The following is a 17,918-nucleotide window of genomic DNA, read 5'->3' on the forward strand; positions in this document are numbered from 1 at the left end:
TTGATCAGTCGATGTAGGCATCGATCAGTTCAGCGATCGACCTCGTGACCGTCGCGTCGTCGGTCAGCATGGCCGCGATCGCGCTGCGTGCCGCGCGATTGAGCGAAAGTCCGTTGACGTGCAGCCGCGCCGCCGCGATCAAGGCCCGGGTCGACACCATCTCGGACATACTCGGCTCGTTCAGATGTCGCACTGCTTGACCCAGTCGCACCAGAGTGGTGACGGCCTCGTCCGAGGCACGAGACTGCTCCTTCACTATTTGCTGCTCGAGCTCCGGTGGTGCGAAGTCGAGTTCTACCGCCACAAAGCGTTGACGCGTTGAGGGCTTGAGGTCCTTGAGCAACGTCTGATAACCAGGGTTATAGGACACGATCAGCATGAATGACTCTGGGGCGTCCAGTGTTTCATTGAGTCGATCAATGAACAACTGTCGCCGATGGTCGGCAAGGGAGTGAATCACCACCGTTGCGTCAACGCGGGCTTCGACGATCTCGTCGAGATAACAGATGGCGCCACCACGAACCGCGGCGGTCAGCGGTCCGTCCTGCCAGACGGTGTCCGCGCCCTCGAGCAGATAACGCCCCACCAGATCTGCGGCGAGCATGTCCTCATGGCACGACACCGTGACCAGGTCCAGTCCGAGTCGACGTGCCGCACTCTCCACCAACTTTGTCTTTCCGCAGCCCGTCGGCCCCTTGAGCAGCACCGGCAGACGCGCCCGCCAGGCTCCGAGCAGGATGTCCAGTTCATCGCCGACGGGATGGTAGTCGTCGACGACGCCGAGCGCGGGATTGTGATTATTGATCACGGGACCACGTTGGCAGGAGTGAATCGTCATACGTCCTTGCTCAGGTTAAGTAGTTGAATCGTCGTTCGGCCGCTTAGTAGGTTTCCTCAGCCCCCGAGGTATACGTCGACCCAAGTGCGGCCGTCACCGGGGATGTCACGAGGCGAGCCGGGTTGACCACCAGTCGAAATGGGCCGTCCCGCAGCGGGATCGGGACATGGATACGGTGTTTCATGCCCGCAGATCCCATTGATCAGGTGCGACGGATAGACAGCGTGGCCGTCATTGTCGATCTGCAGGCCGATCCCGATCATCACGATGTTGTAGCTCAGGTAGCCGATGTTCGTCACCGCGGCGACGGCCAGGATCTGCAGGCCCACCTTTGCTTTGTTGGACACATTGAGGCGGTCGACCCCGCGCTCGACGACGGAATGGCCACGGTCATCTAGATAGAACCGCAGAACCATCAGCGGCGCCCAGGCAAGTCCACCCCACACCAGCGACTCATAGAGGGGGAATTGGTGCGATGTGCCTTTGAAGAGCGTCAGCCAGCTCACGGTGTTCGGATAGGCGATGATGTGCCCGTAGCACAGCACGGTCTCGATGACGAAGTCGGCGAGCAGCATAAAGCCGAGGGACCACAGGATGATGCCCAGCTTGCCGGTCTGTGGCCAGCGCCTCATTACGACCTTGCGCAGGAAACCGCAACCGATCATACACAGCGACGCACTCCAGATGAACCCGATGCCGATCAGGATGGTCGGCTCGGGCATGAGGTTGCCATGAGGTGACACCCAGCCGGGCATGTCGGTCGTCCACGACCCGAAGTTCATCATCAGCGACGAGTACGAGAACTGCGGCGTGACGTAGTTCAGAATCGGATCCCATTGGATCAGCAGCAGGTAGGCGACTATGAGGATGGCGTCGAAGGTGACCCGCCGCTCCCGTATGCATCGCCTGCCGACGTAGATCAGAGTTCCGATGACGGCAATGATCGTCAGCACCTGGGCGCCGATGTTCCAGGCCAGATCCCTGCCCAGCTTCGGGTTGTTGGCACCGATCGGCGTAGGCGTCGCACGACCACCGAGGATCCAACTCGACGCGACGTAGATCGCCAGGGCGATGAACGCCGCACCGACCGTCGCCCAAGCGACGATCGGAACCGTGGTCCGCACCCGCGGCGTCTTCATCAGCTTGTCAGGGCCAGCACTCGCGAGCGGCCCTCTTTCCAACGTCGTCATGCGCACGCCCCTTCGTGACGAATTCAACAACGAATCCCTATCTGTGAAATGTATAACGTGTTCGACACGATGGGAAGCAAAATCTAAATTCTGATCGAAAATAAGCAAACAGACCTCCGGCGACGCCTGCGCACACGCGGCGCGGACCCCGTCATCGAGGTAGGCGTCACGGGGGCCACCATCGGCGCAAGCGCTGCACCGCATTCGGTCATCCATGTCGTGAGCACCGCGGATTCGCTCATCGCGGGTAACCACGAACGGCCCGGTTGCATGTTCTCGGCTGGGCGCGTGAGCCGCGGCTGTCAGCCTCTGCTCGGTGTGTCGTCATGCGGGATGGTGCGGTCGGGATCGAATCGGCTCCAAACGCGCTGCGCCTATGATCGTCGACGCCAAATCCGGCTATCAGTTGTCAGCTTCCCTGCGCTCACCCCGCGGAGTCCAGCCCGTCACCGACACTGTGTTGAGGTCCAGCGTTTCGCCCAGCGTCAGCGTTCCGGCCGCGGTGCCCTTGAGCCACTCGGCCATGACCTGGTCGGGCTCGCGATCCAACTCGTATATCACCAGATATCGGTGCGCAGGCGGCGGCAAAGGAGCAGGCAAGTCTTCCTCGCGCACCTTCACCTCCGAGAGGTCGTAACGCTGTGCGGCTACCACTCCGGGCAGCGCGAGCACCTCGCGCACATGGCGTGTGTCGTACCACTCGTTGAAGGCGTCGTCTTGGCCTTCAATGGGATTGGTCATCACAAGAAAAAGGTTCTTGGCCACCGACACAACCCCCTTGGCAGTTCCGAGGTGGACATCTCACGCACTATGGCAGCCAACTGTCACACTGTCAACGCCAACTGAAGCGCGTCAGATCAGACCGCTCGACGTAGGTGGTATCCCGTTTCGTCCTTCGACATCACTTCGACCCAACCAACGGCATAAGCGTGGGACGGGTCGACACCGGTGGTGATGCGATGTCATTGACTCATCGTAACGCAGCGCATTGACTGATGACAGTCAACTGCCATACTGAGGTCCGTTGAATACGCCCGCGTCATTTCGATCCGGTGCGCACCCTATCGACCGATCCAAGGAGAAGGCCGCCCATGCGGTTCAGCGTCGTCCTGCCCAATAGCGTCCACGTGGCCGCGCTCACCCAACCGTGGGAGCGCGGCCTTGCCGGCACCGACATCGCCCACGTCGCACGCACCGCCGAGAAATTGGGCTTCACGCGCGTATTCATCCCGGAACACTTCGTGACACCCACATCGCACGTAGAACTTTCGGGCAATCACTACTTCGATGCCACGACAGCGCAGGCCTACATCGCCGGCGCCACATCGACGATCTCGATCGGATCGATGGTCACGATTTTACCGTTGCACAACCCCGTCATCGCGGCGAAGTCGATCGCAACGCTGGACTGGCTTTCCGGCGGCCGTGCGCAGGTGACGGTGGGGGTAGGCTGGCTCGAAGAAGAGTACGACGCCATCGGCGTCCCCTTCCGCAGACGCGGGCGGCTCACTGATGAATACCTCGCGGCGATGTTCGAAATGTGGCACAGCGACACGCCCGCCTATGACGGCGAATTCGTCAGATTTCGCGACATCGCGTTCGGCCCCAAGCCGATTCACAAGCCCCACCCACCAATCTGGATGGGCGGCGACGCCGAGGCCGTGCTCCGTCGAGCCGCCCGATTCGGTGATGGCTGGGCGCCGTGGCAGACCCGGCCCGAGGACTTCCCGGCCAAGCTCGATTACCTGAAGTCGCAGCCTGGCTACGATGGCCGTCCGTTTGCGCTTTTCTTCAGCTTGGCGTCACTGAATATCGGCTTGGCGCACGAAATCAACGACGACCCCCATTCGCAATTCGGTCAGAACGCTCAGCAGGTCATTGACAACTGCAACATGCTCGCCGGTCTGGGCGTCACCGATACGTGGGTGAATCCTCCACCGGTGGTTGACTTCAGCTCCTATCTCGATCATCTGCACTGGGTGTCCGAAGAAGTGATGCCGACAGCAGTTGATTAAGGTTGGCAAGCCTGGCGACACGACTATCACCACGCTGCTGATCGCCGATGGAACCGGCGTTGTAGCCTCAGCACAACGTGAGGAACGTGCAGGGAGGACGGCATGGCGAGAGGTGATCGCTCACCGCGGTCCGAGCATGCCGCCCAAACCAAAGCTGCGCTCATTGACGCAGCGCTGAACCTCTTCAGTGTCAACGGATACGACGAGACCACGACCGACGAGATCGCGGCCGCCGCCGGCGTATCGCCGAGAACGTTCTTCCGCTATTTCCCGACGAAGGAGTCGGTGCTGTTCTTTGGCGGACACGATTTCATAAACGCCTTCAAGACCGTGTACCTGGGCCGAGACGACGTGCTGTCCGACTACGAAGCGATGGCCGAATCCTTCGCGATCCTGGCACCGTCACTCAAGCGCATCCGTAAGAGGATCGCGCAATACTACGAAGCCGTCGAGTCATCCCTGGTCCTTCTCGGCCGCGAGCGCAAGATTTCTCGAGCCACTGCCGCCACGGTCGCCGACGTAGTCGCAAGACGGCGTGGACTCTCGGCCCCTGATGCCGAGTGCGCGATGCTCGCCACGGTAGGGATGAGCCTGCTGGAAAGCGCTCTGAGCCAGTGGCTGGCCGGAAGCGCTCGCAGTCTGGACGACCTGATTCGGCAGGAGTTCGCAGCCTTACCAGCGTTGCTGACGTAAGGCGTTACCTGCCCGCAGCGGGGCTCACGAGGCGGACGATACGCGTCCACATCTCGATCTCACGTTTACCAGCCGACGCCGAACGCGGGGCCATCGTCGTCACAGCCGTCCTGTGACGCGCAGTGCGGGATGGACCCATTCCGGCGACCGCTTCTCCTTGAACGCTGTAAAGCCTTCTCGCGCTTCGGGCCCCATGACGCTTTGGTACATGTTGATCCGATCGTACAGCCCCATGTAGTTGTCGAGATTGGCCTTGACCACTGCACGCGCCTGCGGTGCGGTTCGGCAGCATTGCGCAAGTACCTCGCGCGCAGTGGTCAGCAAGTCGTCGTGAGGAACGACGCGGGAAATCATCCCCCATTCGAGCGCCTCCTCGGCCGACAGTACCCGACCGGTGAACATCAGGTCTCGCGCGCGAACCGGTCCGATGATCCGTGCGAGCATCTGACTGTAGTAGGTGTCAGCAATGCCGCGGTACAACTCCGGTACGCGAAAAGTCGCGCGCTCGCTCACCACCGCCATGTCGCTGCACATCGCAATCTGCAATCCACCACCCTGCGCCAGGCCGTTGACCGCGGATACCACCGGCTTGGGCGACTGGCGCAAGGCCTCAAAAGGCGTGACATCCATTCCCAGGGCAAAAGCCAACTCCATCCAATTGTCCTCGGCGCGGTGCCCGAGATCGCCGCCGGGGGCAAAGACGTCCCCGGTGCCCGTGATCAGCAGCCCGGCCAAGCTGTCGTCTGCGGCCACGCGCGAGACGGCGTAGCGAATACCGAAATACATCGCCGCTGTCATGGCGTTGCGCGCGTGCGGACGATCCAGAGTGACTTTCGCTAGCGCACCGTCGCGCTCGAACCGCAGGTACGGTGTGCCGAGCCAGTCGCCGTCCGGCGGTCGAGGCTCACTTACACTGATTCCGTTCGTCATGGATCCTTCTCTGCTATCAGTGACACAGAACTGTCACATTAACAGTCAGCAGCCCGCACATCGTGCAGTAGAAGCGGTTCAATGCAATGGGTATGCCGATCCAGAGCCATTATCCCGACGGCCGTTTGCCGCAAACCTTGGGCGAATTCGTGGTCGCTGTCTCGGACAGTCCCGCTGAGCCCGGGCGAGATCTGCGCGCAATCGCTCATTGTCGATCTTGCTGTCCGCATGGTCAGCCGAGCGGACCAGTACGACAGTGGACTGCCTAATTGCGCCGGGTCGTTGCGCGAGGATCGGTGGCATGACCTCGATTTTCCCTTCCATATAGAGATCCCCGACACTGACCTTGTAGATCTGAAGGAACGCCTTGCTCGTGCGCGCTGGCCTGGGGCCGAATGCGTTGACGACTGGAGCCGCCAAGGTGTACAGCTGAGCTATGTGAGGCAACTTGCCGCCTACTGGGCAAGATTATGACTGGCGTGCCCGCGAGACGGCGCTGAACAGATTCGATCACTACACCACTGATATCGACGGGCTAACCGTTGACTTCATTCATCAGCGGTCCGGCCGTGATGACGCCTTTCCCATCGTGATCACGCACGGCTGGCCGGGATCGATCGTGGAGTTCCAGAAGGTGATCGAGCCATTGAATGAGCGCAGTTATGACGTCATCTGCCCGTCGCTGCCCGGGTACGGGTTCTCGGCCAAGCCGACCTCGACGGGGTCGGGCGTCGAGCGGATCGCGACAGCCTGGGAAGTCCTCGTCAATCGCCTCGGTTACCAGCGTTACGGTGCTCAAGGCGGTGACTGGGGTGCAGGAGTCGCTAAACAGATTGGGCGCAATGGCGGCAGTTGCGTAGCCATCCACCTGAACACGCCAGTGGGCTTTCCGCCCAACGACATTGGCAAGCCCACCGAGGAAGAGACGCTGGCGCTAGATCGACTCACTTATTACGACCGGTGGGATTCGGGCTACGCCAAGCAACAGTCGACGCGGCCGAAAACACTGGGCTATGGGTTGGTGGATTCCCCTGCAGGCCAGTTGGCGTGGATAGTCGAAAAATTCTGGTCATGGACCGACTGCGACGGCCACCCCGAGAACGCGTTAAGCCGCGATAAGATGCTCGACAACGTCATGCTCTACTGGCCGACCGGAACCGGCGCGGCTTCGGCCCGACTGTACTGGGAAAGTTTGGGCTTCTTCAGCGCAACCGGCCGAGTCGAACTGCCCACTGGCGTTGCGTGCTTTCCAAAGGAGATCATGCTGGCGCCGCGCCGATGGTGTGAGGCCGAATACAACATCACACACTGGGCCACGATGGCCCCGAGGCGGTCACTTCGCTGCGTTCCAACATCCAGAGCTCTTCGTTGAAGACGTGAACGCCTTCTTCGAGAAGGTGCGTTGAGCGACGAGGCTGTGGCGCAGGCCGTCTCGCTTCCCATCCGGCTGCCAAGTGCGCGGCGTGCACGAGGGGTTTACTTCTGCCTCGCGAGCGGCCGAAAACACTGAAATCTCAAGGATTCACGGCTGCACTGGCGGATGAGCCCGAGCACGTCGCTTCGATGTCGGACCGACGCCGCGTCCAGGCCCGCACATGGGACCGGGGCGACGTCCCGCTCGTCGAGGAGCACGGGGTTCGCAGTAGTGGCGCAGCAACGACGTGAGCACCTGCGGTGTCAGGTGTTGCGCCCACCTCCAGCTGACGGGAAGGGCTTGCCGTGTCACCGAACCCGCTCTTGGATGGATAGCTCTGGCTCATGACAGTCGACTGTCGAACTATCAAAGGACAATGCCACGCCGACAGCATTGATCTCAGGAAAGTGGTCGAGTGTGAACCGGACCCGTTCGAACCGGCGACCGGCCCCGTCTCCAATTTGACAGCAGATCATGAGTCCGCTGACACGACCCTCGTCGACTTGTCCGGGAAGAATGACCATCGAGGCACGGCACGACTAGTTCGAGGCGGCTCCGGGCTATCGGGTTCCAGCGCAATGGTTCGCCATGTGGGCTAGCCGCCACCACTACCGCTGCCCCGGATTCTGTAGACCGACACTTGTCGCAGCACATTGCCGGAGACCTCGTAGGCCCCTCGAACCGGCATCGAGCGTGTGGGTGGGCGGCCGCCCTCCCTCGCGCCGTGATACATCAAGTCAGGATGGCCGCCAGTTGCGCAACTCCCCGACGATCGGCTGCCAGAGCTCTTCCGAGGTGGTATAAGGCGCAGCCAAAGCAACTCGGCTCAACACAGAACCGAATCTGGCCGTCAACGCGCGCGCCACATCCGGCGGATCGGCGACGACGGCGAAGGCGTCGAGCATTTCGTCGTCGATAACCTCGCCTAATTGGCTCCACCGATCAGCCTTGATCATGGCCCGCAGCTCATCACCGACCCCTTCCCAGCCGTGGGTCTGCAGGACGGGAAGGTACGCGGGGGTAGACGCGTAGAAAGCAATGCGGCTGCGCACTGCCGCATCGGCGGCTGCCCGAGCGTCCGCGGTTTCACCCGTTACGACGAACACCGCTCCACTGATCTGGAAACCGTCCAGATCCTCTCGACCCGCGGCCGCCCGGCCCTCGATAAGCGCAGGCAACGTCACGGAGCTGAGGTATCGCTCGGTTGTAAAGCTGTGCAGGAGAAAGCCGTCGGCGACCTCGCCGGCAACACGTGACATTTTGGGGCCCACGCCGGCCAGCAGTACCGGCGGATTGCCGTACGGGTTCGGCCCCGGATCGAAGAACGACGTCATGAGCGTGTGGCGGTAGAACTTTCCCTCATAGTCAAGTCGCTCGCCGGTTCGCCAGCTCCCCCAGATCGCCCGGATGGCCAGCACGTAGTCGCGCATCCGGTCGGCCGGAGCTGACCATGGCATGCAGAACCGGCGGCTGATGTGGGCTTTGACCTGCGAGCCCAGCCCCAGCATGAATCGACCTCGGGAGTAGAGCTGTAAATCGTTCGCAAGCACGGCTGTGGTCATCGGGTTGCGAGCGAACGCGACGGCGATGTTGGTGCCAAGGTCAACCGCGCTGGTGTTCTGCGAACACATGGCCAGCAGCGGAAACGGATCGTGCTTGATCTCGGGGATCCACACACCGCGATATCCGGCTGCTTCCGCCTTCTTCGTGGCGGTCAAAGCATCGACGTCATTCGGTGCGACCAGGTCGACGTCCATGACTCTCCTTGATCGGGGGACAGTGTCACCGGCGGGATGCGTCCACCGCAGCGCGGTCAGATTCTAACTACAGACAGATTCGATGGCGAAACCATGTTGATCCACTGCCACTTGTCCCATTATCGAACTTTCGGTAGATTTTGCTATACATTAGGGAAAGGGATGCTCGAGATGTCGTCAGCCGATCAGGGGTTCACCTGCCACCCGGGCGAGCGTTATGAAATGCCCATCGTGTTCGGCCCGACGGAGCTCCCGCAGGTATCGCGATGGGGATACCTGCGGGCGCTCGACATCAGCTTCGTCACCGATCCGGTCGCGGTGCGTCCGCTGGTACCGACGGAACTCGACCTCCCGGAGCAGCCGACGGTCATCATCAGCAGGCGCTCATTCGACCAGGTCGACTACCTCGCCGGCCATGGCTACGAAGAACTGTGTGTCGGTATCAGCGTGACCCACAACGGCGACGAGGGGGCGACCAGAGGCAACTTCTGGCCCGTGATGTGGGTCGACCAGATTCGGCCGATCACCGTGGGCCGGGAGTTCACGGGCTTCGCCAAGCTGGGCGCAGATTTCAGCCCTATTCATGACGAATCCGGCGACCTATCGTGGGAAATGTCGGAGTACGGAACGGTGTTGGCGCGTGGCACGGTGCGCAACGCGAAGCCAGTCGACGACGTCGCGTTGGAAAAGATCGCGCGGTCGGGCAGCATCGGATACGCGTTTTGTTCTCGCTACATTCCACCTGTGGTCAACAGTCCCGGTGTCGATGAGGTGACTCGTTGCGAGATGCGCTCGCAGATCACGTCCGTGCAGGTGGGTGAGGGCGAACTCGAGTTGTTCTCGCCCTCGTGGAAAGATGCCCCGAACGGGGCCCGCGCAATGTCGGCCTTGGCTGCGCTGCCGATACTCCAACTCCGTCGGGCCATGGTCATCGAAGGATCGTCCTCCTTCGACCGCTCGACGATCACTGCGCTGCCCCGCGTGCGATCTCTGAGGACCGCGACCACCGCTGTCGCCGCGAGTGGGTCGGCGAATTGAAGGTCAGCCTCAGCGAGGATCAGCGAGCAGTCGAAGAACTGTTCTCGGAGTTCTTCGCAAAGACTTCGGAACCGATGGTCGTCCGGCGAGCGGAGCCGCTCGGCTTCGACTCCGAACTGTGGGCGAAGCTGTGCGCTCTGGATGCGCCGGCGATGGGGGTCGCGGTGGAGAAAGGGGGCGGCGGAGCCGCCCTGGCCGACCTCGTGGTGTTGGGCGAATGCGTAGGTCGATCGGTAGCGCCCGTTCCCATCATCGAACACACCGTAGCCGTGCGCGCCCTACCCGAGCCGTCCGCTGAACTGCTCGCCGGGGACGAGGTTGCGACGATCGCGCTGCAATCTGCAACCGGTGGGCTCGACTGGGGCCTCATCCCCGCCGGAGCGGTCGCCCGCACCGTCGTCGGCCCGTGTGACGGGGCCACGGTAGCCGTGTCTGCCGAGGCCCCCGGAGTGGCACCTTCAAACCACGCATGCATGCCCGTGGCCTTTCGAACCTTCGAGCACGACACCGCAACGAAGCTGGGCGACAAGTCGGTGTGGTCACGCGCGCTGTCGGAGTGGCAAGTACTCACCGCCGCGTCACTCGTCGGCATCGCAGCGAAGAGCCTTGACACCGGAGTCGAGTACGTCAAGTCGCGCGAGCAGTTCGGCCGGCCGATCGGCGGCTTCCAAGCGGTACAGCATGGATTGGCCGATTTGCCGGGGCTCATCGATGGCGCCCGACTGCTCACTTTCAAAGCGGCGTGGGCCATGGATACTTCGGATCCGACCGCACCGACGACCACCGACGTCGACGACAACGAGGTCGACGATCCCATATCGCTGGCTTTGATGGCCTACCTCTTCGCGACCGAAGTAGCGGCCCAGGTCACCGACCGTGTGCTGCATTACCACGGCGGGTACGGCTTTGCCGAGGAGTACGACATCGGTTTGTACTACCGCAGGGCGCGCGGCTGGCCGCTGGTGCTCGGCGACCCCGATGCTCAGTACCAGCGCTTGGCAGACCGACTGTTCGGGGCAGTCTGTACCGACGATGCGTCGAGAAAGCGGTAGCCGCAATGGATTTCAGTCTCTCCACTGAGGCGACGGCATTCCGTCAAGAGATCAAGGACGTCATCGCCCTGACTTACACCCCAGATCGTCGCGGTGAACACCATCGCACCGGCACATTCGCCTGCCCGGCCCTTTATCAGGAGCTCGCACGGCGAGGCCTGCTTGAACGAATCGTGCCGGGGCTGGGCAAGGGTGATCCGATCGAACTCTGGATCCTTTTCAACGAGCTCGAGAAGGCGTCGGTTCCCTACGACGCGCTCTCTGTGATTCTGATTGTTTCCGCGATGGTCAACCGACTAGGGTCCGACTTCCAGCGAGAACGCATCCTCTCCTCACTGATTTCCGCGAAATCCTATGCCTGCCTTGGCTACAGCGAGCCAGGGAGCGGAAGTGACGTTGCCTCCGTATCGACGCGCGCAGTTCGCGATGGCGAGCAGTGGGTGATCAACGGATCCAAGATGTGGACGACGATGGCCCACGAAGCCGATTGGATCCTGCTTCTGACGCGCACCGACCCGGCACTTCCCAAACACCGCGGTCTCACCATGTTCGTGCTTCCCATGGACACGCCCGGCATCTCGGTGGAACCGGTGTGGACGATCGGATCCGAGCGCACCAACGCGACGTTCTTCGACGATGTCCGCGTGGGCGATGAATGGGTCCTTGGAGGCGTTAACAAGGGTTGGGCGGCGATGGGCGTGGGGTTGACGTTCGAGCGTGGCGTCGTCGGAGAGACGAACAGCGGTGTTGCGCTGTTGCGACACTTTCGGCAGTGGGCCGAAGAAACCGGTGCGGCGCACGACCCAGCCATCCGACACCAGATGGCCCAGACAGCTATTGACAACGAAGTCGCGAAGCTGCTGACACAGCGGTCGGCGTGGCTGGCGGCCAGCGGTGAATTGCCCCTGGTCGAGGGTGCGATGACCAAGCTATTTGCGACGACGGCATATCAAAAGGCTGCCCACTGGTTCCAACAGCGGGCCGGAGCGGCGGGTTTGCTTCGGTTCGGCGAGTCTGGCGCGGCCGCGGAAGGTTGGATCGAGTACGAGGGACGTCACGCACCGCTGTGCACAATCCGCGGGGGCACTACCGAGATCAACCGCAACATCGTGGCAGAACGCCATCTCGGGCTTCCGAGATGCGTCTGACGCAATTGCATTTGGCGACTTGGCTCTTGATCTGACGGCCTGGACTTGAACCGAACGAGGCTATCCAGCCACCGTTCATCACGGTCGGCGTCCACGCGATGGGCTGGCCGAACCGCGCGCACGATCCGTGGCTTCGTCACAGTTAGCGGGCTGGCATCCTCAGGCCCGCGTCCAGGCGCACAACTTCTCCATTGAGCATAGGGTTCTGCACGATGTGCATGACGAGCTGGCCGAATTCGCTCGGCCTTCCGAAACGTTTGGGATGGGGTATTACCCGGGTCATCGCGCCGAGTGCCTCGTCGGGCAGGACGCCGAGTAATGGCGTTTCGAAGAGTCCCGGCGCGATAGCCATCACGCGAATGGCATGACTCGCCAGATCACGGGCCAACGGCAGCGTCATCGCCGCGACGCCTCCCTTCGAGGCAGAATAGGCGACCTGGCCAATCTGCCCGTCGTAGGCGGCGATCGATGCGGTATTCACGATGACACCCCGCTCTTCGGCGTCGAGCGGGGTGGTCGTCATCCGGGCGACCGCAGACCGGATGACATTGAACGTGCCGATCAAGTTGACGCCGATCACCCTGGCGAAATCCGCCGTCGGGTGTGCGCCTTCTCTGCCGAGCACGCGACGAGAGATACCGACCCCGGCGCAATTCACGACTATCCGCAAGTCGCCGGCCGACTGCGCAAGGTCGAGTGCCGCTTCGACAGTGGATTCGTCGCATACATCCGTTGGCGCGAACAGAACGTCATCGCCGAGGTCGGCCGCAACCGCTCGACCGGCCGAAGACGGCAGATCGGCGATGACGACTGTCGCGCCACTGTCTCGCAACGCTGCGGCGGCTGCAAGCCCCAGGCCGGAAGCGCCCCCAGTGACCAGCGCTACCGAACCGTCCATCCGCACCGCACGAACCCTTCCAATCAGCACCTATTTTCTACCAACCAGCAGAATACAGGCCTGGGCGCGCCACCCGCACAATCGTGCACGACGGGACGATGCCGAGCGATGCGGATGCCGGTCCGGCCCATCGCACGCGTCAACGGCGACCGGAGAATTGCGGGGTTCTCGTATACTCGGGCGGTGACGACGAAGAAGCGGACCCGGGCGCCATTCGCGAAGTCCGCACGAACGCGGGCGCGGATCCTCGATTCCGCCGCGCGGGTGTTCAGCCAGAACGGATACGCCGCCACGCGCCTCACTGACATCGCGGAGGCCGCCGATGTCAAACAAGGCAGCCTGTACTACTACTTCGATTCCAAGGACACCCTTGTCGGAGACATGTTGCGCCTGGGACTGCAAAAGACCCACGAGCACGTCGTCGCGGCCGTCGAAGCCTTGGGCGCCGACGCCTCGGCGACCGCACGTCTTCGCGCCGCGATTCACGCTCACGCGGAGGCCGTGATCGAGGCCGTCGACTACACGGCAGCCAATGCACGCATCGTCGGCCAGCTTCCCGACGAGCTCCGCAAACGCCACATCCGCGTCGACCAGCGGCCCTACGGCCAGCTCTGGGACGGACTGCTCAGCGATGCGCGCGACGCCGGCGAAATTCGAGACGACCTCGACCTGCAGACCCTGAGGCTCCTCATCCTCGGATCGCTGAACTGGACCGTCGAATGGCCGGACCGAGCCAAGCGCTCGCCTGAAAAGGTTGCGGACATTCTCATCGCAGCACTGTTCGACGGAATCACTACTGGGGACCACTCGGTCCGGATGCAGGCCGGCGCCTAGCGCCTTCGTCCGTCCACATCATTCGCGGTTGGGACCACCGTGCCGAGGCATTCGATCAATCGGTAAACTATATAACTCCTTATAGGAACCGAGTCTGCGCACCCTCGCCATGGGGCGCTTCCACCACATTCCCCTGCGGCATGTCGTGGCCAACTCGACGGAGAAAGTTCATATGGAGCTGGGAGTGAAGGACGCGCGGGTAATCATCACCGAGGCGACCGCAGGCATGGGACTGGCAACCGCGCACGTCTAAGCGCGAGAGGGGGCACGACTAGCCCTTCTGGCGCGCGGGCGCACACAGCTCGATCAGGTGGCGGCCGCACTCCGCGACGCGGGTAGCCCCGAGGCGTTTGCGGTGCCCACCGACCTTGCCGAGGCGCAAAGCGTGCGAGCGGCCTTCCAGCACATCGAATCCTGGTGGGACACCGCAAATGTCCTGATCAACACCGTAGGGCCCGGCCTCGGACTAGTGGCTGGGTTCGATGAACTTTCCGATGACGATTGGACGAGAGCGCTGGAGCTTATTCTGCTCAGCGCCGTGCGGACCTGCCGCGCCGCACTTCCGCTGCTGCGAGCTGCCGACTGGGGGCGGATCGTCAACATCTCAGCCCACTCCGCGCAACGGCAATCACCCAGGCTGATCGCATACACAGCCGCCAAGGCCGTATTGACCAGTATGACCAAGAACCTGTCCCAGACACTCGCCCCGGAGGGCATCTTGGTCAACACCGTCTCGCCGGGAACGTTCATGACCGAGCAGGTCAACAAGTTCATCGAGGCGCTGCCCCACCAGTCCGCCGGGCCGCGCACCGCCGAGGAAGTCGGCGTGCTCCTGCAACAAGTTTTCGGCGACGCTCTCGGCTACCTCGGCCGCGCCGGGCGCCCCGAGGAGATCGCACCGATGATCGCGCTACTGGGCTCGCGCCTCAACTCGTTCACCACAGGGGCAGATCTCAACGTGGACGGCGGCTCGGACTTTCGCTGAGTCGCAGAGCTACCGCAACCTCCACTGCGGCTTGCCGGCTGCGACGCGAGTCACCTTCACCGTCTCCACCCCGTTGGCCAACTGCGTGTAGTGCACGCCATTGCGGATGGCATCGGTACGTCCGACGTCGAGTGAGTCCCAGATCGCCTTCACCGTTCCCTGCACCGCCAGCGGCTCGTTGGCCGCGATCTGGTGAGCGATCTCGTCCGCGCGTGGCCAAAGCTCCTCACGTTCGGTAACTTCCGATACCAAGCCCATCTGCATGGCGCGGGTGGCCGACATGCGTTCATTAAGACCCATGAGAGCGATCCGCAGCACTTCACCCAGCGGCATCCGGGCGGCGAGCCCCACAGGCTCGAGCACGGCGGCGAGCCCGTAACTCACATGCGGATCGAAGAAGGTCGCATCCTCGGAGCTGATGATGATGTCCGCCTCATTGAGTAGGTAGAAGGCGCCGCCCGCCGCCATCCCGTGCACCGCACAGATGACCGGCTTCCACACCTGATTCGCCTTCGGGGACAGATAACCGCTGGGATCCTCGCGGCTCCACAAATTTCGCCGTGACACCATCTCCAGCGTGTCGTCGGTGTCCACGCCCGTGCAGAAAGCGCGCTCACCGGCAGCTCGCACCACGACCGCGTGCACCTCGTCATCGAATCGCACATGCTGCCAGACTTGCGAGAAATCCTCGCACATACGCTGATTGAAGGAGTTAAGCCGGTCGGGTCGATTCAGCGTGATGGTCGCGACGTGACCGTCCAACCGGTAGAGCAGCGTTTCCAGTTCCATCATCGCCCCTTCGAAACGGTCGGCCGATCGTCGTTGCCAATTTTCTACAGTCGCCACCCGGCACCCACTAGTTATCGAATCGGAAACAGATTCTAGCCTGTCGTGAGACGCCATTCGGGCGGCAGCCCGGGATACCAAATGGTTCTCGATGCGGTTAGGCGCGATAGGGATCCGTCATGTGGCCTGCACGCGTCCACTACCCGCGGAAGTCCCGCGCACTCGCCCGGCAACCCGCACACCCGAGGCTTATGGTCGAATGACCCCTCACCTAAGAAGCCTTTCGTTGTGACACCCACGGCATCTCGGGATCGGCGACCATCACCAGCAACTGGTAGCCACGCTTGCTCAACTCCTCGATGATCGCGGCGTAGGCCGCCGCGGTCCACCCAGCGGGCGAACGCAAGACGACGCCGTCTGCGAGATCCAGGTGATCGATGTCGAATACCAACCCGGCCAACCCACGCGCCGTACCCGCGTAGGGCAGTCCCTCCCCCATCGCATCAGTCCCGTTGCGCATCCGCCGGCACGCCGTGGCGTTGTCGACTTCGATGCATGCGTTGACGGCCAACAGGATCGGACGTTGCCTACGTCCGCGCGCAAACCGCGCCGCGCGCTCCTCGCCGACTCGCTTCTTGGCTTGCCGAAGGTCGCTGGCCGCCACGATTACGGCTGGACGCACGAAAATGCGGCCATCCGAGCCGAGCAGCGAACTTCTCCGGCTCCTCGCCGGGTTCGCGATTGCGGGGCGCTCGGCCTCAGAGACCACGAGCGCCACACGGAAAGGACGAGCAGCATGCACGATAGTGGAGGTATTCGCTGAGCCCACGCCTGACGAAGTCATCGCACGGACTCCTTCGACGAAGTTCAGGTGCCAACGCAGGCTTCGAGATCCGGTCCGCTTGCCTCAACACCAGCTGCAGCTAGAATCTACTCCGCTATAGAAAATTTTTCAATGGCAAGTTGTGACCGTAGGTCTACTTACGGGATCGCGTCGGCTGGTTTGAATGGTCATGGTTCCTTGGTCGAGAACGGATAGGGTCGTGGCGCAACACGACTCGTGGGCCCACCACCGCCCTACCACGTCCTTTCCGCGCTATGGCAGGCGCGGCTGGGTCAACGCCCGAGATAAACGTCGACCCAGGTCCGGCCATTGCCCGGCACGTCGCTCGGCGATGCCGGCTGGCCGCCCGTAGGTATCGGCGTACCGGTCCCCGGGGTGGTGCATTTGTTCCGCGGGCCGCAGAGCGAGTTTGTCAGGTGCGACGGGTAGACCGCCGAGGCATCATTATCGTTCTGCAGGCTGATGCCGATCATGACGACGTTGTAACTCACGTAGCAGATGTTGGTCACCGCGCCGAGCGCCAGAATCTGCAGGAGGACCTTCGTCTTGTTGGACACATTGAGGCGATCAACGCCGCGCTCCACGACCGAGTGACCGCGGTCGTCCAGGTAGAACCGCAGCACCATCAGGGGCGCCCACCCCAGCCCTCCCCATACGAACGCTTCGTAGATTGGGAACTGATGAGATGTCCCCTGCCACAACGTCAGCCAGCCCACGGTGTTGAAGTAGGCGATGTTGTGCCCGAGACACAGAATGCTCTCGATGAGGAGGTCCATGACAGCCATGAAACCGACCGACCACAGAATGATGCCGAGCTTACCGGTCTCGGGCCACCGCCTCATCACGACCTTACGCAGGAAGCCGCACCCGAGCATGCATAGCGCTGCGCTCCACATGAACCCGATTCCGATCGCGGCGGTCGGCTCAGGCATCAGGTTGGCCCGCGGCGACACCCAGCCCGGCACGTCGGTCGTCCAGGAGCCGAAGTTGATCATCAACGAGGTATACGAGAACGTCGGTACGACGTAGTTGAGGACCGGATCCCATTGGACGAGCATCACGTAGGCGATCATGAGCATCAGGTCGAAGGTGATGCGCCGTTCTCTAATGCATCTCCGGATCACGTAGATCAGCGCGCCGACGACGGCGATGATGGCCGCCGCCTGAGCGCCGATGTTGAACGCGATCTCGCCGCTCGTCGGCTCGTCCACACCAAGGGGGGTTGGCGTTGCGCGACCGCCGAAGATCCATTTCGACGCAATATAGGCCGCGAGCACCATGAACAAAGCGCCGATCGTCGCCCAGACGAGGATTGGACGCGTGGTCCGCACCCGCGGCGTTTTCTTGAGCGTCTCTACGCCGCCCAGTCGCGGCTCGACCTCCACGGTGGCCATCAGCACCTCCCTGTGATCAGTTAAACAAATTACTTACGCTGTGAAATCTAGCGCAGAGTCGAACCGAGTGAAAGCTAGAATCGAAGCATGAACAGAAAATAA

General features: G+C 62.3%; 15 protein-coding genes and 2 pseudogenes. 8 read left to right on the forward strand and 9 right to left on the reverse strand.

Translation table 11 applies throughout. The annotated features are described in order from the left end of the window. Positions 1 to 4: 4 nt before the first annotated feature. The 3 genes from G6N51_RS09165 to G6N51_RS09175 form a co-directional block, all read right to left on the reverse strand. Complete coding sequence (locus tag G6N51_RS09165; protein WP_232078296.1) at positions 5 to 808, reverse strand: CbbQ/NirQ/NorQ/GpvN family protein; 804 nt, start codon at positions 806 to 808, stop codon at positions 5 to 7. 86 nt (positions 809 to 894) lie between these two features. After that, positions 895 to 2,136, reverse strand: a complete 1,242-nt coding sequence (locus G6N51_RS09170) for a spirocyclase AveC family protein (RefSeq protein WP_142393487.1) — start codon at positions 2,134 to 2,136, stop codon at positions 895 to 897. Between the two features lie 294 nt (positions 2,137 to 2,430). Then, complete coding sequence (locus tag G6N51_RS09175) at positions 2,431 to 2,793, reverse strand: DUF4286 family protein (protein ID WP_083174162.1); 363 nt, start codon at positions 2,791 to 2,793, stop codon at positions 2,431 to 2,433. A 326-nt stretch (positions 2,794 to 3,119) separates the two neighbouring features. On the opposite strand from G6N51_RS09175, the gene G6N51_RS09180 reads away from it, so the two are divergent. Next, the gene (locus G6N51_RS09180; protein ID WP_083174145.1) at positions 3,120 to 4,043 is read left to right on the forward strand and encodes a TIGR03619 family F420-dependent LLM class oxidoreductase; all 924 of its coding nucleotides are present in this window, start codon (positions 3,120 to 3,122) and stop codon (positions 4,041 to 4,043) included. Positions 4,044 to 4,145: 102 nt separating this feature from the next. Next, a complete protein-coding gene (locus tag G6N51_RS09185; RefSeq protein ID WP_083174144.1) occupies positions 4,146 to 4,736 on the forward strand; it encodes a TetR family transcriptional regulator in 591 nt (196 codons plus the stop codon). A gap of 99 nt (positions 4,737 to 4,835) precedes the next feature. Here G6N51_RS09185 and G6N51_RS09190 read toward each other — a convergent pair whose 3' ends face one another. Further along, the gene (locus G6N51_RS09190; RefSeq protein WP_083174143.1) at positions 4,836 to 5,666 is read right to left on the reverse strand and encodes an enoyl-CoA hydratase/isomerase family protein; all 831 of its coding nucleotides are present in this window, start codon (positions 5,664 to 5,666) and stop codon (positions 4,836 to 4,838) included. A 282-nt stretch (positions 5,667 to 5,948) separates the two neighbouring features. On the opposite strand from G6N51_RS09190, the pseudogene G6N51_RS09195 reads away from it, so the two are divergent. After that, positions 5,949 to 7,072, forward strand: a pseudogene (locus tag G6N51_RS09195) (epoxide hydrolase family protein). A 745-nt stretch (positions 7,073 to 7,817) separates the two neighbouring features. Here the strand turns inward: G6N51_RS09195 and G6N51_RS09200 are convergent. Further along, positions 7,818 to 8,837 (reverse strand): TIGR03617 family F420-dependent LLM class oxidoreductase, encoded by a 1,020-nt coding sequence (locus G6N51_RS09200; protein ID WP_083174142.1) that lies wholly within the window; start codon positions 8,835 to 8,837, stop codon positions 7,818 to 7,820. 171 nt (positions 8,838 to 9,008) lie between these two features. On the opposite strand from G6N51_RS09200, the gene G6N51_RS09205 reads away from it, so the two are divergent. Genes G6N51_RS09205 through G6N51_RS09215 form a run of 3 tightly spaced genes read left to right on the forward strand, consistent with a single transcriptional unit; the run spans position 9,009 to position 12,075 of the window. Further along, positions 9,009 to 9,875, forward strand: a complete 867-nt coding sequence (locus tag G6N51_RS09205) for an acetoacetate decarboxylase family protein (protein WP_158086250.1) — start codon at positions 9,009 to 9,011, stop codon at positions 9,873 to 9,875. Continuing rightward, positions 9,872 to 10,927, forward strand: a complete 1,056-nt coding sequence (locus G6N51_RS09210; RefSeq protein ID WP_083174140.1) for an acyl-CoA dehydrogenase family protein — start codon at positions 9,872 to 9,874, stop codon at positions 10,925 to 10,927. The genes G6N51_RS09205 and G6N51_RS09210 overlap by 4 nt, the downstream gene beginning before the upstream one ends. Before the next feature lie 5 nt (positions 10,928 to 10,932). Then, a complete protein-coding gene (locus G6N51_RS09215; protein ID WP_083174139.1) occupies positions 10,933 to 12,075 on the forward strand; it encodes an acyl-CoA dehydrogenase family protein in 1,143 nt (380 codons plus the stop codon). A 142-nt stretch (positions 12,076 to 12,217) separates the two neighbouring features. On the opposite strand, the gene G6N51_RS09220 is transcribed toward G6N51_RS09215, so the two are convergent. Continuing rightward, the gene (locus G6N51_RS09220) at positions 12,218 to 12,979 is read right to left on the reverse strand and encodes an SDR family NAD(P)-dependent oxidoreductase (protein WP_083174138.1); all 762 of its coding nucleotides are present in this window, start codon (positions 12,977 to 12,979) and stop codon (positions 12,218 to 12,220) included. A gap of 177 nt (positions 12,980 to 13,156) precedes the next feature. Here G6N51_RS09220 and G6N51_RS09225 point away from each other — a divergent pair, with 177 nt between their 5' ends. After that, complete coding sequence (locus G6N51_RS09225) at positions 13,157 to 13,807, forward strand: TetR/AcrR family transcriptional regulator (RefSeq protein ID WP_158086249.1); 651 nt, start codon at positions 13,157 to 13,159, stop codon at positions 13,805 to 13,807. A gap of 265 nt (positions 13,808 to 14,072) precedes the next feature. Beyond that, positions 14,073 to 14,792: pseudogene (locus tag G6N51_RS09230) on the forward strand (SDR family NAD(P)-dependent oxidoreductase); the annotation flags it as partial. Between the two features lie 9 nt (positions 14,793 to 14,801). Here the strand turns inward: G6N51_RS09230 and G6N51_RS09235 are convergent. The 3 genes from G6N51_RS09235 to G6N51_RS09245 form a co-directional block, all read right to left on the reverse strand. Then, positions 14,802 to 15,581 carry an enoyl-CoA hydratase/isomerase family protein gene (locus G6N51_RS09235; protein WP_142275157.1) on the reverse strand — a complete coding sequence of 260 codons (780 nt, stop codon included), beginning with the start codon at positions 15,579 to 15,581 and terminating at the stop codon, positions 14,802 to 14,804. A gap of 268 nt (positions 15,582 to 15,849) precedes the next feature. Further along, complete coding sequence (locus tag G6N51_RS09240) at positions 15,850 to 16,260, reverse strand: hypothetical protein (RefSeq protein ID WP_142275156.1); 411 nt, start codon at positions 16,258 to 16,260, stop codon at positions 15,850 to 15,852. Between the two features lie 434 nt (positions 16,261 to 16,694). Beyond that, positions 16,695 to 17,816, reverse strand: a complete 1,122-nt coding sequence (locus G6N51_RS09245) for a spirocyclase AveC family protein (protein ID WP_142275155.1) — start codon at positions 17,814 to 17,816, stop codon at positions 16,695 to 16,697. Between the last annotated feature and the right edge of the window lie 102 nt (positions 17,817 to 17,918).

Source organism: Mycobacterium paraseoulense (assembly GCF_010731655.1).
Lineage (GTDB): Bacteria > Actinomycetota > Actinomycetes > Mycobacteriales > Mycobacteriaceae > Mycobacterium > Mycobacterium paraseoulense.

What these genes read in the sequence shown, in the direction of transcription:
- G6N51_RS09205 (WP_158086250.1), top strand. Translation starts at nt 9,009, where the DNA reads ATGTCGTCAGCCGATCAGGGGTTCACCTGCCACCCGGGCGAGCGTTAT.
- G6N51_RS09180 (WP_083174145.1), top strand. Translation starts at nt 3,120, where the DNA reads ATGCGGTTCAGCGTCGTCCTGCCCAATAGCGTCCACGTGGCCGCGCTC.
- G6N51_RS09235 (WP_142275157.1), bottom strand. Translation starts at nt 15,581, where the DNA reads ATGGAACTGGAAACGCTGCTCTACCGGTTGGACGGTCACGTCGCGACC.
- G6N51_RS09185 (WP_083174144.1), top strand. Translation starts at nt 4,146, where the DNA reads ATGGCGAGAGGTGATCGCTCACCGCGGTCCGAGCATGCCGCCCAAACC.
- G6N51_RS09190 (WP_083174143.1), bottom strand. Translation starts at nt 5,666, where the DNA reads ATGACGAACGGAATCAGTGTAAGTGAGCCTCGACCGCCGGACGGCGAC.
- G6N51_RS09215 (WP_083174139.1), top strand. Translation starts at nt 10,933, where the DNA reads ATGGATTTCAGTCTCTCCACTGAGGCGACGGCATTCCGTCAAGAGATC.
- G6N51_RS09200 (WP_083174142.1), bottom strand. Translation starts at nt 8,837, where the DNA reads ATGGACGTCGACCTGGTCGCACCGAATGACGTCGATGCTTTGACCGCC.
- G6N51_RS09245 (WP_142275155.1), bottom strand. Translation starts at nt 17,816, where the DNA reads ATGGCCACCGTGGAGGTCGAGCCGCGACTGGGCGGCGTAGAGACGCTC.